Source organism: Neobacillus sp. GCM10023253 (assembly GCF_042653105.1).
Taxonomy (GTDB): domain Bacteria; phylum Bacillota; class Bacilli; order Bacillales; family Cytobacillaceae; genus Neobacillus; species Neobacillus citreus.
The window spans coordinates 93,860-113,192 of the sequence record NZ_JBHSHV010000014.1 but is presented as its reverse complement, the minus strand read 5'-3'; the positions used below and the strand labels follow the sequence as shown (position 1 = coordinate 113,192).

The 19,333-nt window shown below is 40.2% G+C and carries 19 protein-coding genes; 9 read left to right on the top strand and 10 right to left on the bottom strand.

The annotated features are described in order from the left end of the window. Window positions 1-64: 64 nt before the first annotated feature. Window positions 65-1,492 carry a Na+/H+ antiporter NhaC gene (gene nhaC / locus ACFPA1_RS18420; protein WP_378584588.1) on the bottom strand — a complete coding sequence of 476 codons (1,428 nt, stop codon included), beginning with the start codon at window positions 1,490-1,492 and terminating at the stop codon, window positions 65-67. A gap of 350 nt (window positions 1,493-1,842) precedes the next feature. On the opposite strand from nhaC, the gene ACFPA1_RS18415 reads away from it, so the two are divergent. From ACFPA1_RS18415 to ACFPA1_RS18395, 5 genes are all read left to right on the top strand, one after another. Further along, entirely contained in the window at window positions 1,843-2,760 is a 918-nt protein-coding gene (locus tag ACFPA1_RS18415) for a LysR family transcriptional regulator (protein ID WP_378584586.1), read from the top strand. A 219-nt stretch (window positions 2,761-2,979) separates the two neighbouring features. Next, window positions 2,980-3,768: an extracellular solute-binding protein gene (locus ACFPA1_RS18410; RefSeq protein WP_378584585.1), complete on the top strand. Its 789-nt coding sequence runs from the start codon at window positions 2,980-2,982 to the stop codon at window positions 3,766-3,768. A gap of 152 nt (window positions 3,769-3,920) precedes the next feature. Then, on the top strand, window positions 3,921-4,430 hold the full coding sequence (locus ACFPA1_RS18405) for a hypothetical protein (protein ID WP_378584658.1): 510 nt from the start codon (window positions 3,921-3,923) through the stop codon (window positions 4,428-4,430). 123 nt (window positions 4,431-4,553) lie between these two features. After that, a complete protein-coding gene (locus ACFPA1_RS18400; RefSeq protein ID WP_378584583.1) occupies window positions 4,554-5,138 on the top strand; it encodes an RNA polymerase sigma factor in 585 nt (194 codons plus the stop codon). Then, a complete protein-coding gene (locus tag ACFPA1_RS18395) occupies window positions 5,128-5,880 on the top strand; it encodes an anti-sigma factor domain-containing protein (protein ID WP_378584582.1) in 753 nt (250 codons plus the stop codon). The genes ACFPA1_RS18400 and ACFPA1_RS18395 overlap by 11 nt, the downstream gene beginning before the upstream one ends. A 446-nt stretch (window positions 5,881-6,326) precedes the next feature. Here ACFPA1_RS18395 and dat read toward each other — a convergent pair whose 3' ends face one another. From dat to ACFPA1_RS18355, 8 genes are all read right to left on the bottom strand, one after another. Continuing rightward, window positions 6,327-7,169, bottom strand: coding sequence for a D-amino-acid transaminase (gene dat / locus ACFPA1_RS18390; RefSeq protein WP_378584580.1), 843 nt, complete (start codon window positions 7,167-7,169; stop codon window positions 6,327-6,329). A gap of 43 nt (window positions 7,170-7,212) precedes the next feature. After that, window positions 7,213-8,952 (bottom strand): sigma 54-interacting transcriptional regulator, encoded by a 1,740-nt coding sequence (locus tag ACFPA1_RS18385; RefSeq protein WP_378584578.1) that lies wholly within the window; start codon window positions 8,950-8,952, stop codon window positions 7,213-7,215. A 39-nt stretch (window positions 8,953-8,991) separates the two neighbouring features. After that, window positions 8,992-9,963, bottom strand: coding sequence for an ABC transporter ATP-binding protein (locus tag ACFPA1_RS18380; protein ID WP_213143819.1), 972 nt, complete (start codon window positions 9,961-9,963; stop codon window positions 8,992-8,994). Beyond that, window positions 9,964-10,956, bottom strand: a complete 993-nt coding sequence (locus ACFPA1_RS18375) for an ABC transporter ATP-binding protein (protein ID WP_378584576.1) — start codon at window positions 10,954-10,956, stop codon at window positions 9,964-9,966. It lies immediately after the preceding gene. An 18-nt stretch (window positions 10,957-10,974) separates the two neighbouring features. Beyond that, window positions 10,975-11,880, bottom strand: a complete 906-nt coding sequence (locus tag ACFPA1_RS18370) for an ABC transporter permease subunit (RefSeq protein WP_378584574.1) — start codon at window positions 11,878-11,880, stop codon at window positions 10,975-10,977. A gap of 17 nt (window positions 11,881-11,897) precedes the next feature. Continuing rightward, window positions 11,898-12,818 (bottom strand): glutathione ABC transporter permease GsiC, encoded by a 921-nt coding sequence (gsiC, locus tag ACFPA1_RS18365; protein WP_378584572.1) that lies wholly within the window; start codon window positions 12,816-12,818, stop codon window positions 11,898-11,900. A 61-nt stretch (window positions 12,819-12,879) separates the two neighbouring features. Then, window positions 12,880-14,496 carry a glutathione ABC transporter substrate-binding protein gene (locus tag ACFPA1_RS18360; RefSeq protein WP_378584570.1) on the bottom strand — a complete coding sequence of 539 codons (1,617 nt, stop codon included), beginning with the start codon at window positions 14,494-14,496 and terminating at the stop codon, window positions 12,880-12,882. Between the two features lie 40 nt (window positions 14,497-14,536). After that, window positions 14,537-15,538: an asparaginase gene (locus ACFPA1_RS18355; RefSeq protein WP_378584656.1), complete on the bottom strand. Its 1,002-nt coding sequence runs from the start codon at window positions 15,536-15,538 to the stop codon at window positions 14,537-14,539. Window positions 15,539-15,701: 163 nt separating this feature from the next. On the opposite strand from ACFPA1_RS18355, the gene ACFPA1_RS18350 reads away from it, so the two are divergent. The 3 genes from ACFPA1_RS18350 (at window position 15,702) to ACFPA1_RS18340 (ending at window position 17,724) form a co-directional block, all read left to right on the top strand. After that, window positions 15,702-16,520, top strand: a complete 819-nt coding sequence (locus ACFPA1_RS18350; RefSeq protein ID WP_378584568.1) for a M55 family metallopeptidase — start codon at window positions 15,702-15,704, stop codon at window positions 16,518-16,520. A 74-nt stretch (window positions 16,521-16,594) separates the two neighbouring features. After that, a complete protein-coding gene (locus ACFPA1_RS18345; RefSeq protein ID WP_378584566.1) occupies window positions 16,595-17,041 on the top strand; it encodes an anti-sigma factor in 447 nt (148 codons plus the stop codon). 230 nt (window positions 17,042-17,271) lie between these two features. After that, window positions 17,272-17,724 carry an N-acetyltransferase gene (locus ACFPA1_RS18340; RefSeq protein WP_378584564.1) on the top strand — a complete coding sequence of 151 codons (453 nt, stop codon included), beginning with the start codon at window positions 17,272-17,274 and terminating at the stop codon, window positions 17,722-17,724. A gap of 178 nt (window positions 17,725-17,902) precedes the next feature. Here the strand turns inward: ACFPA1_RS18340 and ACFPA1_RS18335 are convergent, their stop codons facing one another. Next, window positions 17,903-18,370 (bottom strand): DUF3291 domain-containing protein, encoded by a 468-nt coding sequence (locus ACFPA1_RS18335; RefSeq protein WP_378584563.1) that lies wholly within the window; start codon window positions 18,368-18,370, stop codon window positions 17,903-17,905. Window positions 18,371-18,496: 126 nt separating this feature from the next. On the opposite strand from ACFPA1_RS18335, the gene ACFPA1_RS18330 reads away from it, so the two are divergent. Continuing rightward, the gene (locus ACFPA1_RS18330) at window positions 18,497-19,294 is read left to right on the top strand and encodes a prohibitin family protein (RefSeq protein WP_378584561.1); all 798 of its coding nucleotides are present in this window, start codon (window positions 18,497-18,499) and stop codon (window positions 19,292-19,294) included. The last annotated feature ends 39 nt before the right edge of the window (window positions 19,295-19,333 follow it).

The following is a 19,333-nucleotide window of genomic DNA, read 5'->3' as shown; positions in this document are numbered from 1 at the left end:
TAGAATTACCTTATTTACCAGCCTCCCACCGGTAAATAAGGTAATGGATCATTTCTTCATTTCATTAGTTGAAGGCTGCTGCCTTCTTCACATTGTCCTTCATTTCTTCAGGCAAATGCTTAGTATCAGCCTTTGCAATGCCGTACCCTGTAAAAATGTAAATAAGGGCAAATACAACGGCTAGATAGACGACAGGGGTATAGAGGATAAATTCACTAGTTGGAACTTTCAAGGTACTCGCGATAAATACCCCTGTTGTACTCCAAGGAATCGCTGGTCCAAAAGCCGAACCTGAATCTTCTAGTGTTCTCGATAAGTTTTTTCGATGAAGTCCGTATTTATCATACAATGGTGCAAGCATTGGCCCAAATACCGAAAAAGATACATACCAACTGCCAGTTATGGTATAAAAGAGGCCGTGGATGGATAGACAAGACGCCATCATGGTTTTTCCCGTTTTAGCCACTTTTATGATTTTTTCCAAGATGACATGAAACGCTCCCGATGTCCTCAGCGGGGCACCAAACAAAGCTGCAGCAAATATGACAGCCACTGTACTATACATGCTCGATAGACCGCCTTGCTGTAACATTTCATTCACGACTTTCACATTTGTTGTATCCGTAAAACCATTGTTAAGTGTTTGAGCGATTTCCAACAAACTTCTACCTTGAAAGAATATCGCCAATATACAACCGAGCAAAATTCCAATTCCAAAAACGGGTAAAGTTGGCTTCTGCTTGAAAATTAAGAACAGGACGACCAGTGGAGGCAATAAAAGGATTGGATTTAAGTTAAAATGCGCATCTAGTGTAGACATGATTAATTCTATATTTTTAGTATTTTGAACTTGTTCGTCTAACTGGAAACCTAGGAATATATAAAGAATTAAGGAAATAATAAAAACTGGTACGGTCGTATATAACAAATGTTTAATGTGTTCAACAATGTTCACTTCCGTTAAAGCTGCTGCCATAATCGTCCCATCAGAAAGCGGTGACAGTTTATCTCCAAAGTAAGATCCTGCCACAATAGCTGCAGCACTATAATGAGGGGGAATTCCAAAGCCGATTGAGACACCCATAAGGGCGACACCAATGGTACCAATTGTCCCCCAAGAAGTCCCAGTCATCAAAGACATTAAGGCGCATGCTAGAGCAGCCGCAACTAAAAATATCGATGGCTTTAAAATTAACAGCCCATAGTAAATGATGACAGGAATCGTGCCTGCTAACATCCAGGCTCCAATTAACATTCCGACACCAAACATAATCAAAATAGGAAGAAGCACCTTTCGAAGAGTATCGACAATATCATTTTCGATATCCTCCCATTTAATTCCCCACAATAGTGAAATAATAATAGCCGCTATTCCTGCTGTGATTAGTACAATTGCTGCAGGAGCTTTAACAAATAGTAAACCTGCGAAGATAATCAAAATCGAAATGGTCAATAGCGTAACCGCTTTTGTTAATGAGATCGAACTCGTCATCACCTTGTCCTCCTTTTTAATAGTCACTTGGCATTCACCGAAATTTTAAAAATCAAGATTTGTGAGCGTTTTCAAAGTTAAGAATGAATGGCGATTTTTATGCTTCGCCAAAACAATCCTCTTTTCAAGGGTGAGTCGGCTGCTCTTCTGTTCTATGAATTGAAAATCGCCATCGATTCATAAAACTTCAGAATAATACATCAATTCAAAACTTTGTGTTTTTATATTAACTTGGTTTTTTATAAATGTAAAATATATATATTATCTATTATTTATACATAACGTGTATATGGTAGAATTAATTATTGAAACTGACTAACTTTGAAATTAAGGGGAGGGTTTTTGCAACGGTGGATATACAAAAACTTCGTTATTTCATTGAAATTGTCGAAAAAGGCTCTTTATCACAAGCTGCAATTGCACTAAATATGACACAGCCTCCTTTAAGTTCTGTCATTAAAAAGCTAGAGTCAGAATTAGATGTTCAATTATTCGACAGAAGAGGGAAAAAGTTAATTCTTACAGATACGGGGCGGTTACTTTACAATCGTGCAAAAAATCTTATCGCTTCCGCTGATATCATTATGAATGAGCTGGTCGAACTAGATAAAGGCTTAAAAGGACAGGTTGTTGTTGGTTGTTCAACTAATGCCAATCTAACGATCATTCCAAAGGTGGTACAAAGAATAAATGATACGTCCAATATTGTCATTAAGGTAAAAGAAGGCAATACATCCTACATTTTAGATGAATTAAGAAACCATCGGTTAGATGTTGGCATCGTTAGGAATGTGTTTAAAAGAGATGATTTGCATAATGAAATACTATTCTCTGAACCATTAATGCTGGCCCTACCTCCTAATCATAGATTATTACGAAAGAAAGGGAATGTAAGGATAGAAGATCTAAAGGACGAGAAATTCCTATTACAATCTACTACTTTCGGTCATGGAATTTCAGAAATAATTATTGAGGAATGTCAAGCGAATGGTTTCTTTCCAAATGTTATCTATTGGGGTACAGAAACCTTGCCAATGTTGAATATGGTCCAATTAGGTCTAGGAATTGCATTTTTCCCAAAATCCTTCCTTAAACTAGAAAATTTTCGTTTTCCACCTATAGTTGAAGTAGAAGATTCTAGTTTAATAATAAAAATAGGTTTGGTTACATTTAAAGATAGAATTCATAAAGCGGCTACAGATAAGTTTCTAGAAGTTACCAAAAGCGTAATTGATGATTTGTATGACTTCACAGAACTTCATTCTTAAAGGATGGTGCCGTTGACCTTCTTGATTTTTGAAAGGAAAGAATGGGAATGATTAAAAGCGACTGTTACACCTTAATCCGGAGATCGCAATCCTTCCCGACCTTCCAAAAATGGGACATGAGAACCGTCCCCATGCATCAATTTTTTCAATTTCATTCGAACCGTTTTAACCCCTTATTCGTTTCCTTAATTGATTACTTAAACAAATGGAGGAATGAGGATGAAAAAAAATTTGGTACTGGGTGCAATCTTTTTACTGCTGTTCACGGCCGCTGGATTTTCGGTCTACGCTAACATGGAGGATTCAACAAAGTCTCAACAGTCGAACGATGGCGTGATCCGGGTGTACGGCCCAGGCGGACCACTGGGACCCATGAAGGAAGCAGCAGAAAATTTCACAGCGGAAACAGGAATAAAGGTTGTCGTAACGGCTGGCCCTGAATCCAACTGGATTAACCAAGCCAAACAAGATGCGGATATCGTTTATGGTGGTTCGGAATACATGCTTCGCAGCTTCATGCTAAGCAATCCCGAGATGATTAATGAAAAATCATTGACAGAATTATACCCACGAGCAGCAGGGATTTTAGTACGAAAAGGGAATCCCAAGAACATCCAATCGCTCGAAGATTTAACAAAAAGCGGGGTGAAAATAATCGATGTCAATGGTGCCGGACAGCTTGGATTATGGGAGGATTTAGCTGGAAGAAAGGGACTAATCGGAGGGATTAGCCAAAATATTGACATCTCCGTAAAATCCAGTGCCGAAGCAATTGAAATATGGAAATCCAATTCAAAACACGATGCGTGGATTACATATGAATCCTGGCACTATAGACTTAAGGATGTCACCGATTTAGTGGAACTCCCAGAAGCAGAAAAGCTTTACAGAGGAACTCCGATTGCGCTAACAACCAGCACAGATAATAAAAAAGAAGCTCAACAATTCATTGACTATCTAAAAACCGACGCATCCCACCAGGTCTTTCAAAAGTGGGGATGGAGATAACGTTCACAATTGCAGTACCGGGTACCTTCCAATTTTCCAGTAAAATGATGCATGAGAACCGTCCCCATGCATCATTTTTTTATTTAGTTCGAACCGTTTTATTTGTTTCTTCGTTACCTTTATTGAACAGAACATTTAAGGAGGAGTTCATGATGAAAAAGTGGAGTTGGCTATTTATATTCCTTTTAGCAGGAGTACTTCTTGTGGGGTGCAGTGCAAAAGAAGGCGCAAAGGACAAGGATACAAGTAATCAAGCAAAAGAGACAGCCGTAGTGGTTAACAAAGATGCCGAAAAAGCGGCTGACAAATCGGATACAGCCCTGCAGCTGAAGGAAAATGAAAAGGTCGGTAACTATCTTGCAGATGCGAAAGGGATGACACTTTACTATTTTGCCAAAGATAAGCCAAACACATCAAACTGCAGTGGCGAATGTCTCCAAAACTGGCCTGTCTTCTTTTCTGAAAACCTTGAAGTTCCAGAAGGAATTAACAAAGAAGACTTCAGCACCATTACCCGAGCAGACACGGGTGTGAAACAGACAACTTACAAAGGCTTTCCGCTTTACTACTTTGTCAATGACAAGGCAGCTGGAGACGTAAACGGACAGGGCGTTAAAGATGTTTGGTTTATTGTAAACAGCGAGACAACATTTCCTCAATAACAACTTTTAGAAGAATTGCCGCCAGGCAGTTCTTTTTTCTCATTATGAAAAGTTTTCCCCCTTCCGCTTTCACAATGATTTATACTATTAAAAACGCTGCAATGTAAGGGAGAGAATTCGGCAATGAAATCAAAGACAGACGAAGAACTGATTGGACTAATTGTCCAAAAGCATCGTCCGGCACTTGAAGAGCTATACGACCGTTACGCAAAGCTTATCTATAGCTTCTCTTATAAAATAGCAAAGGGCGATACAGATAAAACGAAGGAAATAGTCCAACATGTATTTCTCCGGCTTTGGACAACAAAAAGCACCTATAATCCGGCAAAAGGGCAATTGGCGAACTGGCTTCTTACTATTACCCGAAATATTGCGATTGATCTCATTCGTAAAGAGCAAAAACATAATGGAACCATCCCGTTAGAACCCAATGACATGGTGCAAATTCAAGGGCAGCAGTCGGAGGATGTCCTTCAGCAGGTTTCAAGAAATCTATTAAAACAGCAAATTCAAGAAGCCAAACGCCATCTCTCTGAACCACAGCAACGCCTCATCAACCTTCTTTACTGGGAAGGGTACTCTTTAAGCGAAATTGCAGAAATAGAAAACAAGCCGCTCGGTACCATTAAAAGCAGACTGCATCAAACCTTAAAAAAACTTCGGAATTATTTCAGTGAGGAAAAAGGAGGGGTTCGGCATGGAAAATAAATGCGAAAACCTGTCTTTATATATGATTAATGAATTGACTCCGCGTGAAAAAGAAGAATTTGAACGCCATTTGAAAACATGTACCCAATGTCAGCACGAATTAGAATCACTGCAAGGATTATGGCAGAACCTTTCTTATGAAATAGAAGAAGTGGACGTTCCTGACACACTGAAAGCAGACGTCATGAACTTTATTTTTGAAGAGAAAGATGCACCGCTGCAGGAACAGAAAGTAGAACCAGCGAAGAAAAGCTTGATCGAACAATTTAAACTCAATTTCAAAAAGCACTTCTCGCCATTATCCGCTACTGTTGCTGCCGTTTTGATCATCGGCTTAGTTGGACTATATTGGAATAACCTTCAATTAAAAGATACTATTACAGCCTTGGAAACGAAAGAAGCGAAACCACCCCAAATTGTTTCGACATTTGTCCTAAAAGGGCAGGGTTTAGCCGCTTCGGCAAACGGTAATGCTTACCTTCTTCAAGAAGGTGGCGCCACCAATCTTGTCATCGAGTTAAATAATATGCCGCGTACCAAAGATGAGGAAGTATACCAAGTGTGGCTGTTAAAAAACGGCACTCGGCAAAATGCGGGGACGTTAAAACCTGATCAAAACGGCAACGGCCTAATCACCTACCGTCTGCCTCAAGCCCACTCGTTTGATGCTATTGGAATCACCCTAGAGCCGAACCAAAACAGCACCCAGCCGCAAGGCCAAAAAGTGATGGGAACGTCTTAGGTGTGACACGGGGACGGTTCGAGACTACTGAAAAAAGGCTATCAAGGCGACAGACTAGAGCCATTTTCGCAAGGTCGATTTTGCTTTGATAAGGTGTATAAAAGACATTTTGACTATCCGCAAGGTCGATTTTGTCTTTGATAAGGTGTATAAAAGACATTTTGACTATCCACAAGGTCGATTTTGTCTTTGATAAGGCGTATAAAAGACATTTTGACTATCCGCAAGGTCGATTTTGTCTTTGATAGGGCGTATAAAAGACATTTTGACTATCCGCAAGGTCGATTTTGTCTTTAATAAGGCGTATAAAAGACATTTTGACTATCGGTAAGGTCGATTTTGTCTTTAATAAGGCGAAATAAGTATTTTTCAGTGGTCTCGGACGGTTCTCATGCCTCACTTTGTGAGGCACAAGAACCGTCCCCATGCTCTACCCATGCTCTAAATCAGACTGGAATAGAATGAAATATTCTCTCCTTGAATCGTTCTTGCAAGGTCCTTGTAATAGTCCCTACTTCCCCTCCATTGATTTCATGATCTTCAACTCGAACAATCGGCATAATTTCCATTGTTGTGCTTGTAATGAATATTTCGTCTGCTTGGATCATTTCATCTGGGGTGAACTGTTTTTCGATAAACGGAATTCCAGTCTCTATTGTGATGTCCTTTACGGCCATTCTTGTAATTCCGGATAAAATATGTTTTGAAAGTGGCGCTGTAATGATGGTTGAATTTTTTACGATATATACATTAGAACTCGTTCCTTCAGTTACTTTCCCATCTCGTATTAGAATTGCTTCCAGAAATCCTTTCTCATAAGCAGATTGTTTAGCCAAAATATTCGGTAACAAGTTTAGTGATTTTATGTAGCAGTTTTGCCAACGGTCATCCGGGAGGAGAGTGACACCGGCCCCCTTTTCTCCAATCTGAATTGTTCGAAAAGGTTTAACGGTCATTGAGACGGATACGGGGCACTCTGGAAACAGATGATTTCTTGGTGCTATACCCCTTGTCACCTGTACGTAAAGATCAAGATTTATCAAGCCACTTTTTTGAATGAGTTCCAACATAGTATCTTTAAGAGCATCGCGGTCGGGATCAATCTGTAACTTTATGGCATATGCACTTTGATATAATCTTTCTACATGTTTTTCTAGCATAAAGGGTTTTCCGTTATAAATTCTGATAACCTCGTATACACCATCACCAAATTGATGGCCTCTTTCATCAATTGGTATAACCGGATCATCTGCATCAACAAATTTACCGTTAAAATAGGCTGAAATCATTTCTAACCCCTCCTTAAGAAGATTCTGAGCTCATGTTGTGTAATCAAGTTGTTTTTAAACGAATCATTTGTAAAAATAACTCACCTTTTCTAGATATGGTTGTTCCTGAACGACCTTGACGAACATTCAACAATTCCAATTGGTTAAGGACTTCTAGTCGTAATCGCAATTGCTGTTCCGAAAGAGTAAGTCCATTTTCCTGAAGCCTTCCCTTAACAACCGTACGGCCAAATGATTCACACTGTTTCTTACCTAGTTCAAAAATCTCAAGTATTGCAAGGCTCTCTTCTAAGAATCCGTGTTCTTCAATATTTAAAATAAGTTCATTTAATTCACTCTCAGTCATTTCTTGCAAAGGAATGGATTCCTTTATATTTTTTTGAAGCCTGCCCTTAATATAAAACGGCAATGACTCTAACGTTAATTCCTTTTCCACCAAGCAAGCCATGTATGAAACAGCATTGAATAATTCTTTTACATTTCCTGGCCAAGAATAGTGTTTCAGAAGGTTAATCATATCAGGGGGTATAACCAATTTTTCATGAAATAAATGGGATTGAAGATAAGTCTGAATGAGCGATTCAAAATCTTCCTTTCTCTCTGACAAAGAAGGAACTTTACAGGTTAATACAGCCAAATAATAAAATAGATCCTTACGAAATTTATTCTCATCCATTAACAATGAAAGATCATTAGTACTAATCGTAATTATCCTTACCTGTACGGAAATTGGCTGTTTCCCTCCTAACCTAATAACTTGGCCTTCCTCAAGCGTTTGAAGAAGTCTGCCTTGCAAGGAAATAGGCAGTTCATCAATTTCTTCAATGCATAGCGTCCCGCCATTTGCCATTTCAAAAAGGCCCGGAGTAATCTGCCCATCAAATTCTGTTCCATAAAAGTCTCTTTCCAGTACATCTGTAGGCCATCCTGCACAATTGATGCTAAGATACGGTCCATCTTTCATTAAAGAATCGTTATGAATGGCCTGTGCGAGCATTCTTTTTCCGGTGCCAGTTTCCCCAAAAATATGTACAGGGTCACTCATTTTAGCAAGCTTTTTTGCAATGTATAAAGTATCGTTCATCGCCTTACTATTTGCTATCACATCATCAAAAAAATACTTGGCTGTTTTTCCCTCCCCCTCCCCCGTCCATTTACTATAGGAGGCAGAAGTCTTTAAATTATTGTTTTCATTAGATACCGCGACTAGGGATTTCATATAACGATTGGTTAAAAAGAAGTGAGAACAATCTAATCCAAGCAATTTAAATACTTCAAAAACCGTTTCCAAGGCAAGAACTCGGTAGCCTATATCGATTACTTCAAATCCACCTTCTGGAACTAGTTGTATCTCCCCTAGAGTAACTACATAATCAATATTTAAAGGAATATCAGAATCCGGATTATAGCCAAAATAGTTATGCTCAAACACTGCCTCTTGAAGTGCTTGAACTGTTTCATCTGTGTTTTGCTTTGTGTCGTTTACAATTAAAATATTTTTTCCTTTAGGAGATGAAAGCAGCTTAGCCATATTTACATAATTAAATCCTCGTTCGGCTATTACATATTTAGCTCCATCTGGCAAAAAGGGACGAACAAGCGGAAAAATAAAGTTTGATCCTAATAGAACAATATCATCTTTTGAAATTTCCTCTCTGGATAAATTCTTAATCGAAATTGGACGAATCCTGATTAAATCTCCAGCAATTTCTATCAGTTGTTTTGAAATCATTGACAGATATTCATCCTGAATGGAAATAATAGTTAATACTTTTTTGGCCACATCACTTTCACTCCTTTATCCTTAAGCGCCAATTATCGTTTATTGATTATATAAATGGCAGGCGGAAAAGTGCCCTGGCTCAATTTCTATCAACTCAGGAACTACAGTTTTACAGATTTCCATACAAGCACTGCAACGGGGATGGAAGGTACATCCTGTCGGAGGTTTCGATGGACTTGGAATATCTCCTTGCAAAACAATTCGTTCTCTTTTTATACGCGGATTGGCAATAGGTACTGCAGACATTAATGCTTTAGTGTACGGGTGTAATGGATTCGCGTATATGGACTCTTTACTGGCAATTTCCACGATTCTTCCAAGGTACATTACGCCTACACGGTCACTAATATGCTCTACAACACTCAGATCATGAGAAATAAAGAGATAGGTTAATCCAAATTCCTTCTGTAGATCCTGCATTAGGTTTAATACTTGGGATTGAATGGAAACATCTAATGCCGAAACTGGTTCATCTGCTACGATTAGTTTTGGATTTACGGCCAGTGCACGTGCAATCCCAATTCTTTGTCGCTGTCCTCCACTAAATTCATGGGCATAACGGTTTGCTTGATACGAACTAAGACCAACATATTCTAATAGTTCGTGCACTCTTTTTTCTCTTTCTTTTTTTGTCATCATGCCATGAATGACTAAAGGCTCACCAATAATATCCCCAATATTCATACGTGGATTTAAGGAGGCATAAGGATCTTGAAATATCATTTGTAATTCTTTTCTTGTTTCTTGTAATTGTTTGTCATTTAACTTGCTAATATCTCTTCCATTAAACCAAATTTCTCCTTCAGTTGGCGCAAGCAGCCTCATGATCATCCGGCCTGTTGTAGACTTACCGCAGCCGCTTTCTCCAACTAATCCCATTGTTTCGCCTTTTTGAATGGAAAGTGAAACTCCATCTACAGCCCGAACGTATGACTTTTTTTGCCCAAACAATCCTTTTCTAATAGGAAAGTGTTTCTTTAAATTTTTTGCCTCTACCAACAGTTCCGCCATTTATTTTGCCCCCTTTGTCAGTTCCTTCTGATATAAGAAACAGCGACATTGATGCCCGTTTGAAATTTGCCGCAAATCTGGTTCGTTTTCTTTACAAATATCCATTGCTTCTGAACAGCGGGGAGCAAATTTGCAGCCTTTCGGCATATTAGCAGGGTTGGGAACATTTCCAGGAATAGGATCAAGTCTATTCGTCTTTTGCCCAAGCTTTGGAACAGAGTTAAGTAATCCTTTCGTATAAGGATGTTTTGGGTTCTCAAAGATCTCTATGACATCAGCTTCCTCTACCACTTTCCCGGCATACATCACTACTACGCGATCACACATTTCTGCTACGACACCTAAATCATGCGTAATGAGCATGATCGCTGTCCCTTTTTCATTTTTTAATTTTTTCATAAGCTCTAAGATTTGAGCTTGAATCGTTACATCTAGTGCAGTCGTTGGCTCATCTGCAATCAATAGTGTTGGGTTGCATGCCATTGCCATGGCAATCATGACCCTTTGCCTCATACCTCCGGACAGCTGATGGGGATATTCATCTATTATTTCCTCAGCACGAGGGATTCCGACAAGCTTTAACATATTAATCACATGTTCTCTAGCCTTTTTTTTGTCATATTTTAAATGGAGCTTAACAGCCTCACCAATTTGCTCGCCGATTTTATAGACCGGATTCAGTGAAGTCATCGGTTCCTGAAAGATCATCGCTATTTCATTGCCGCGTATTTCTCTCATTTCATCTCCCGACAAAGACAAAATATCTTTCCCTTTGAAACGAATGGAGCCATCTACCACTCTTCCTGGAGTATGCTCAAGTAACCCCATTACCGAAAGGGATGTCACGCTCTTTCCACACCCGGATTCCCCTACAACACCCAGTGTTTCCCCCTCTTTTATATATAGATCGACCCCGTTAACTGCAGGTATCTGACGATTATCCACGAAAAAATAAGTTTTTAAGTTTGATATTTCTAACAGCTTATTGTTCATATAATCGCTCCCTGTCTCTTAATCTTTCATCTTTGGATCAAGGGCATCTCGTAACCCATCGCCCAACAGATTGAATGCTAGTACCGTTATAAAAATAGCTAAGCCAGGAAAAATGGTGACATGCGGGGCTGTATTTAAGAAATCCCTGCCGGAACTAAGCATCGCACCCCATTCCGGAGATGGGGGCTGGGCACCCAACCCTAAAAAGCTAAGACTGGCAGCCGTTAGAATCGATGTTCCGATTCTCATAGTAAAATACACAATAATACTTGAAACAGTACCTGGGAAAATATGTTTCCAAATAATCCGTTTAGCAGGTGCCCCTATAGATCTTGCTGATTCAACGTATACAGTGGCTTTAATAGAAAGAGTGCTGCTTCTAACAATCCTTGCAAATGTTGGGATGCCAAATATGGCTACGGCAATGATAACATTCCCCAGACCTGGTCCTAAAATGGCAATAATACCAATTGCCAGCAAAATACCCGGGAAGGCGAATAACACATCACAAAATCGCATGATTAAACTATCGATCCATCCACCATAGAATCCACTTATGAGACCAAGGACCGTTCCTCCCAAAGCTCCCACAAGTACGGAACTTAAACCAACAAAAAGAGAAATTCTTGTTCCTTCAATAATCCGGCTGAATATATCCCTGCCAAAAGCATCCGTTCCAGCAAAATGCTCCATTGATGGCGGACTTAAAATTTTTTCATAGTCTGGCTCTACCGAAGAATAGGGAGTAATAATCGGGCCAAAAATAGCTATAATAAAGAGGAATCCAACAAAACATCCGGCAACCAATGCCAGCCGCTGTTTTTTAAATTTCCGCCAAAACTCCTTAAACGGGGTTCGTACCTTTTCAACTTCTTGATGGGTAACTTGTTCAGTCGATTGAACAACTATCGTTCCATTTTCCAATTTTCTTCCCCCTCTCATTACTCATAACGAATTTGCGGATTCATGACCCCGTATAAAACATCTACAATCAGATTAATCAAAATAAACTCTAAGGCAAAAAGCAACATTTCACCTTGAATTAATGGATAATCGCGGAAAGATACCGAATCAATTAACAAGCGGCCAAGGCCGGGCCAGCTGAATACAGTCTCAACCACAATGGATCCTCCTAATAAAAACCCAAACTGCAATCCCGTCATGGTCACAACAGGAATCATTGCATTTTTTAAAGCATGCTTCCAAACTACTGCATTTTCCTTAAGGCCTTTGGCCCTCCCAGTACGGATATAATCCTCTCTTAAAATATCCATCAAGGAAGAACGAGTAAAACGAGCAATAACAGCTGCTACCCCTGCCCCCAAAGTGAGTGACGGCAAAATATAGCTCTTCCAAGAGTCATTTCCTCCTGTCGGGAACCAGCCTAACATGACCGAAAATAATTGAATCAGCATCAAACCGAGCCAAAAAGATGGCAGCGAAATTCCGGATACCGCACCAAACATACCCGTATAGTCCTGCCACTTATTCCTCTTTGTTGCGGATATAACACCAATTAACAGCCCAAATACAATTGCCCAGACCATGCTCCAAACTGTTAACCAAAATGTCGGCATGAATCTGACGGCAATCTCATCGTATACAGGGCGCTTTGTTTTCATAGATGTACCCAAATCTCCCTGAAAGAGGTTTCCTACATATGTAAAGTATTGTGTCACGACAGGTTTATCCAAACCAAGTTCTTGACGGACAAGTTCAATATCCTTATGGCTTGCATCAGGTCCTGCTACGAGCCGTGCCGGATCGCCCGGTATCATATGGACAAACATAAATATGAAAATCGAAACAATGAATAGAGTAGGGATAACCCCCAACAAGCGTTTTACAATATAACGAAACATAACCCTCCTCCTTCCGATATATAGTGAGCGCTAATTCATCATTAGCGCCCACTACTATTTTCTATTTTTTTATTTCAGCGTTGTTTGCGTTCATCGCCCCATCAGGAAGCAAGTAAATACCATCTACGTAATTCTTTTTCCCTGAAATCGTATCATCGACAACCAAATAAGCCCAAGGTGCATCTTCCCAAACGAGTTTTTGAATTTCAGCATAGGCCTCTTTGCGTTTTCCTGAATCCGCTGTCTGTAGTGCTGCCTTAATCAATTCATCTACTTTTTTATTTTCATAATAGGCAGTGTTATAGGATTTTGGAGGTGCAGATTGTCCAGCTAACAATGGACGGATTCCCCAGTCCGCATCCCCTGTGGAAGAAGACCAGCCGCCATAATAGAGTTCCACTTCAGCGTCTTTTGGATTTTGAACATTCCAAATTTTATCTGAGAGTGTACCGGACTCCATTGGAACAACACTTACTTTGATGCCTACCTGTGATAGCTGCTGTTGGATGAACTCCATAGCCTTCATTGTAGTCGAGCTATTTGCGCCCCATATCGTCGTTTCAAAACCATTTTCATATCCTGCTTCTTTCAACAACTTTTTAGCCTTTTCGGGATCATAAGGATATGGCGTCTGTTTAGAATAGAATTGAAGCTTTTCCGGAATAATAGAATCCAATTGGCTGCCGTATCCACTATAAACTACCTTTAAAAATGCTTCTTTATTTATGGCATAGTTAATAGCTTGACGTACCTTCACATCATTATAAGGCTTCTTCGTAGTATTCATCGTCATATAGCGCGCCACAATGGATTGCTTATTTTCTACTACGATTCCATCTTTTCCATTTATCGATTCCGCTTGTTCAGTAGGGATCGGGTAAATATAATCAGCTTCACCTGTTTGCAGCATGGCTACACGGGCACCGTTTTCAGGTACAGGCTTGAATTTGATACCGTCCACTTTTGGCAATCCTTTCTGCCAATAGTCTGGGTTCTTTTCAACCGATAAGTGATCACTTTGATCCCACTCAGCAAATTTGAACGGACCCGTTCCGACTGGGTGAGTAGCTACATCTTTTCCATACTTTTCAATAGCCGCAGGGCTCATGAGTCTTGCAGCTGGGTGAGCAAAGTTATTCAGCATGGCACCAAATGGTTCCTTTAATGTAACTCTGAATGTGTACTCATCAACTGCTTCTGTTTTTTCAACAAGCTCAAACATACTGTAACGTTTTAATTTGTTCTCCGGATTTGCTACCCGGTCAATATTTACTTTTACAGCCTCTGCATTAAACGGGGTGCCGTCATGGAACTTGACCCCCTGTCTTAGCTTGAAAGTGAATACCTTTGCATCATCGCTAGCTTCGTAGCTTTCTGCTAATACAGGAATCATTTTCATATCCTTGTCAAAACCAACAAGTCCTTCTAACATAGTGGATTGGATGGATCCTGACAATGTGTCATTTGTATCTTGCGGATCCATGCTGATAAGGTTAGCCGAAACTGCAATGGTAAGGGAATTACCCTCCTTTTTCGCAAGCGGCTGTTCTTTAGGATTATTCTCTGTCTTGGTCTTTTTGTCTGCATCCGTACTAGATTTTCCGGAGCATCCTGCTAGTACCAAAATTAATGCAATAAAAGCGGTTAGAAAAGCAGATAGATATTTTTTCTTTAACAAATCGTTTCCCCCTTACTAAAAATTTTTTTACAATAGTGCTTTAGCACGTTTGCAACGTAAATGATGGAACCAGTTCGCCAATATTCTCTTGGCGGGCATTTTTTAATACAGGACGATAGTGATGCATGAGGCTGTTAATCTGTTCCTCATCCAAGAAACCAAGCTGGCTTAGTGTTTCAAGAACTGCTGGATAGACGGCACGTCCATTCCCATCTTCTATTTTTATCGCAATTCCAAGTCCGGTTTCCCGATCCCCTATTAAATAGACTCCTTCGGCCCCGGCCTTGCCAAATAAACGGCCATTCGCTGCCTTCATAAAATCAGTACAGAAACGCCCTGTTCCTCCGACCATTTCTGGATACTTCATCATGGCAGTAGTAATCCGGTTAGCCACCTTAGCTCGGTCTTCCCCTAATGAATCCGGCCGTGCCATTCTTGCAAATCCATAAGCCAATCGTTCCAATGGCAAGGCATGCACGGGAACGCCGCATCCGTCTACTCCCATTTCAATCTTTTCAATTGGGAAATCAGTCACTTCGGATATCGCTTTTAATATTCTTTGTTGTACAGGGTGGCTAAGTAAATAATAGTCTTCCAAAGTCTCACCATTGTGTTTGGCAGTAATCAGCATCCCGGTATGTTTCCCGGAGCAATTATTATATAAAGGCGTGAGGTCTTTTCCTGCGGCAATTAAGTTCTTATATGTATCATGTGCGTGAGGAATATGTGTGCCGCACTTTAATGAAGAGTCTTCAATACCAGCCCTTCCAAGAATTGTTAGTACCCGATCAGTATGTTGTGCTTCCCCACTATGTGAAGCACAGCATAACGATAAATCCTGTTCACTTAGTTCGTAATGGTCTGCAGCTCCTGTTTCTACTACTGGTATTGCTTGAAGCGGTTTAACAGAAGACCTGGCATAAGTTGCCCGCTTCGGATTGCCAACTGAATAAAGTAATTTACCCTCTGAATCCACTACGGCTATATGCCCAAAATGAGAACTTTCCACTCTGTCTCCACGATATACATCTACTAGTTTCATAGGATACAAAATCGATCACCCCTTCTATTTGTTGAACTTTTCTGAATCTTTTGTTATAGTATATTACAGCCAAAAACCTATTTCAACCTATTTTTATAAAAATAGGAAACGTAGTATAAATAAGGAAATTTAGTTTAATAGGTTTTATTAGGAGGGATTAAGTTTGAAAGTTTTTATTTCTGCGGATATTGAAGGTGTTGCTGGAGTTGTTCACCGCGAGCATACTTCCCGCGACGGACGAGAACACGACCGAGCCAGAATGTTAATGACGGAAGAAGTAAATGCGTGTATAGACGGAGCATTAGCCAGAGGTGCAACAGAAGTTGTCGTAAATGATTCACATGGGACGATGCGTAATCTAATTCCAGAGGCTATACACCAATCTGCTGAATATATTACTGGTTCTCCAAAACCTCTTGCGATGATGGAAGGAATTAGTTCAAATTATGATGCTGCCATTTTTTTAGGGTACCATTCAAAAATGGGAAATGACGGTATATTGAATCATACCTTTCATGGAGGTGTCATCGAAAACATAAAAATTAATAATAAAGACATGGGGGAGTTCGCAATAAATGCAGGGATTGCTGGACATTTTGGTGTACCTGTTGTCCTTGTTTCGGGATGTCAACATATAGCTAGTGAGGCTACAGACCTCATTCCAGGAATTGAAACTGCCATCGTAAAACGTACTATTAATCGACAATCCGCACGAAACTTAAGTCCGCAAAGAGCACGGGATTTAATAAGAGAAAAGACCATGGCATCTCTTTCACGCATTCCAGAAATCAAACCTGTATTAATGCAAGGTCCATTTGTAGTTGAAATTTCCTACCTAAATTCAGGATTAGCAGATGCTGCAGGAATTTTGCCGGTTGTAGAGAAGACAAATCCAAAAACCCACCGTTTTGAAACGAACGATTTTATCACTGCATTTCGATACATTCGAAGCCTAATAGCAATGGCCGGAGCTTTGCAGTAGGATGCATGGGGACGGTTCTAATGCCCCATTTTATCCAAAAGAAAATCAAATAACGAGGCAGAAGAACCGTCCCTTTGCCTCTGAAGGTGTACCTTCCTGTAACACTGAAAGCAGAAGTCATGAACTTTATTTTTGAATCTTCAATTAATAGATACGATTACAGCCATAAAAACGAAAGAAGCGGTCCCACCTCACATTGTTTCGACATATTCCTAAAAGGACAGGGTTTAGCCGCTTCGGCAAACGGCAATGCTTACCTTCTTCAAGAAGGCGGCACCACCAATCTCGTCATCGAATTAAATAATATGCCGCGTACCAATGATAAGGAAGTATACCAAGTGTGGCTGTTAAAAAACGGCACTCGGCAAAATGCGGGGACTTTAAAGCCTGATCAAAACGGCAACGGGCTAATTACCTACCGCCTCCCCCAAGCCCTATCGTTTGATGCTATTGGAATCACTTTAGAGCCGAACCCAAACAACACACAACCGCAGGGCCAAAAAGTAATGGGAACTTCTTAGAGGAGTGGTGCAAGGGTGTGACAAGGTACAATTAGAATCCCGCACATAAATTGCCCGACAACCGGTTAGGTACTAGTCGGGCCTTTTTACTTCCCCGAAGAGAAAAAATATCTAAAACGGGAAAATCAGCGAATATACCATTGTATAAAAATCCGAACTGATGTATATTTATTAATATCTAACCAAAGTTAGATATTTTTAATTTGATATATTCTTCTGGGGGATTTTCTATGATCATTCGAAAAGCGATAATGAGCGATACAGAAAGTATCTATAAATTATTATCAAAGTATGCCAAAGAGGGAAAGCTGTTGGCGAGAACTTATCCTTCTATCTATGAAAATCTGCAAAGTTTCGTTGTTGCAGTTTTAAATGACGAAGTTGTTGGGATTTGCAGTTTGACAATCCTTGACCGGAATTTAGCTGAGGTAAGGTCATTAGCCGTCAGCCCTGCTTATGTTGGAAAAGGAATAGGAAAAGCACTGGTACAACAAATTATGAAAGAAACAGCAAACTTGGAAATTACTAAACTAATATCATTAACCTATCAAATTGAATTTTTTTCAAAGTTAGGTTTTAATGTGGTAGATAAAAATGAATTACCTCAAAAGATGTGGAAAGATTGCATAAACTGCCCCAAACTGCATTCCTGTGATGAAACAGCGATGTTATTGAACGTTTGATGATGCATGGGGACGGTTCTCATGCATCATTTTTTCCAATAATCAAATAAGACTGAGGCAGAAGAGACCTTCCCCCATCACACCAATCAGGCTTGGAAATAATAAAATTTCCCATTGTGGCAGGCACCAATCATTCTCCCAAATTCAATAATTGAGGCAGAAGAACCGTCCCCATGCATCACTTTACCAAGCACGTCTCCCCTTTTTCATCAAACGCAGCCTTAAAATCGAACGCAAAAGGAGTGGGTCCATTCTGAATATAAAAGTTGTATCTTTTGAATGCCTCCTTCCATGAGACATCCTTCTGTTTCTCCGCCCACCACACTACATAGGAAAGGTGTTTATCCGGATAAGGCTCCATCCATTTGCTTCGATCTCGCAACGCTTGCTTATGCAGACCTGAATAGGTAAAACGATATAAGCCTTCGAGGTTTTTCCATATTGTTAAAGTAAGAACAGGGAATCCACTCCCCTTTTTAGCTTCTTCAGGTATAGGGACTCCTTCAGGTGAAAACACCTCTATAAGTTGTCCAGTTTTAGCTGCCTGATGAATGATTTCATTACCCACTTCAAAAAATTCACTTGATGCCGGGTGGTTGTACGGGTGATTGAGCCTGCCAACCGTATAGATTGCAACGAAAGCCATACACAGTCCTCCATCTATAGTTTTCACCTATTTATATTCAAGTAAGACGGGAACTTATACCCATGCTTCCGCATGAGACCAACCCTCTCATTCATATATTTTAATGAGAAGGAGAGGAGGAGCGCCTTGCATTACGGGAAATATATCGTCAGTGGCGTGATTTTAGTCTTGGTTATCGTGCTGTTTATTTTTTCTAGCACGAAGGTGGAGTCTGGACATCGAGGAGTTTTGTTGCAATTAGGAGCAGTGAAGCCAACGATTTTGACGGAGGGCTTTCATTTTAAAATTCCATTCATTCAAAATGTGGAACAGATAGAGGTCCGGGTCCAAAAAGAAGAAAGCTCGCAAAGTGCTGCTTCAAAGGATTTACAAATGGTTACAACCAAGGTGGCCGTCAATTACTCGGTCGATCCAGGAGCGGTCAATAAGCTATTTCAGGAAATCGGTCTTGATTATCGTACCCGCATCGTGGATCCCGCCATCGCCGAATCCTTAAAGGCGATTACCGCTCAATATACAGCGGAAGAGCTGATTTCAAAACGCCCGGAAGTATCGGCTAAAGTGAAGGAAATGCTGGACAAGAAATTAACCAAGTATTATATGCTCCTAGAAGATATCAATATTAAAGAATTTGCTTTTAGCGAGGAATTCAACAAAGCGATTGAATTGAAGCAAACAGCCGAACAAAATGCGTTAAAGGCCCAAAGGGATTTAGATCGAATCAAAATTGAAGCCGAACAACAAGTTACACAAGCGCAAGCCGAAGCAGAGTCATTAAAATTGAAAAAAGAAGAAGTCACACCCGAGCTAATCCAACTGAAACAAATCGAAGTACAAGAAAAAGCCTTGGAAAAATGGGACGGACGCCTCCCAAGCGTAACCGGCGGGGCAACCCCGTTTATTGATTTGAGCGGGGTGAAATGATGCATGGGGACGGTTCTTATGCCTCACTTTGTGAGGCAT